2 protein-coding genes are annotated in these 784 nt (G+C 63.3%); both read left to right on the plus strand.

All coding sequences use genetic code 11. The features are described 5' to 3' along the window. The first annotated feature begins 233 nt into the window (after nucleotides 1–233). Complete coding sequence (locus VQ042_RS25725) at nucleotides 234–404, plus strand: hypothetical protein (RefSeq protein WP_331823070.1); 171 nt, start codon at nucleotides 234–236, stop codon at nucleotides 402–404. A 91-nt stretch (nucleotides 405–495) separates the two neighbouring features. After that, nucleotides 496–696, plus strand: a complete 201-nt coding sequence (locus VQ042_RS26295; protein WP_442880260.1) for a DUF6362 family protein — start codon at nucleotides 496–498, stop codon at nucleotides 694–696. The last annotated feature ends 88 nt before the right edge of the window (nucleotides 697–784 follow it).

Here is a 784-nt window from a genome sequence, read left to right on the forward strand (position 1 = left end):
CATGCAGAAGGACGGCTCAAAGGAATCCTTGAAGGGGAAATTCCAAAGGGCAGGCTGGGACAATGCATTCCTCTCTCGCCTGCTCAGCCTGTTCTGAAATGCGATTGCCCTGGATGGCTGGTATTGCGTCATTGCCAAAAGGGTGGCGTTGTTTTGCAACGACCTGTGGTGCGGTCAGTCGCCGTCGCCATCGCGATCCTGCTCTGGGCTCTGGAGACCCGGCGATGTGTGCAATGAGCGGCATGCGGTTCACGCCGAAAGGATTCGGCGGGCACCGCCGCAACCCCGACGAGGTCAAGCGCGTCGGCTGGAAGGAACAGGGGCTGCTGGCCGTGGCCATCGACGACGACCGCCTGACCTGGCCGGAGCGCGAGCTGGTCCGTCGACTCGGCGAGCGTCTCTAAGGCGAGCGGAAGCGGGAGGCGCGCTATCGGTTAGTGGACAACAGCGCAGGTGCAGGATCATCTGGAGCTTGTAGCGTGCGTGATGCGGCAGATGCCGGGCGTGAGGCCTCAGGGCTACTTCAACGAGTGGCCCGAGTATTTCCACAGCTTCGCTGATCGGTTGGGCCAGGAGCCGCAGATGCGCCGCCCACGTCCCAGCCCGCGCCAGATCACAGAGGCTGAGACTGAGGAAGCGATGCTCTGGTTGCGCTGGCTTGGGAAGGACGAGGTCGTGTCCCCACAGGTGGTGTAGCTCGGCGATAGCGTCGCCAATCTCGTCCGCGCCTTTCATCGCGCTGTAGGACGAGATTGGCGGCGCGGTGGTCACCAGCGGTTTCCGG

The organism is Aurantimonas sp. A2-1-M11, assembly GCF_036549475.1.
Classification (GTDB): Bacteria; Pseudomonadota; Alphaproteobacteria; order Rhizobiales; family Rhizobiaceae; genus Aurantimonas.

What these genes read in the sequence shown, in the direction of transcription:
- VQ042_RS25725 (WP_331823070.1), top strand. Translation starts at nt 234, where the DNA reads ATGAGCGGCATGCGGTTCACGCCGAAAGGATTCGGCGGGCACCGCCGC.
- VQ042_RS26295 (WP_442880260.1), top strand. Translation starts at nt 496, where the DNA reads ATGCCGGGCGTGAGGCCTCAGGGCTACTTCAACGAGTGGCCCGAGTAT.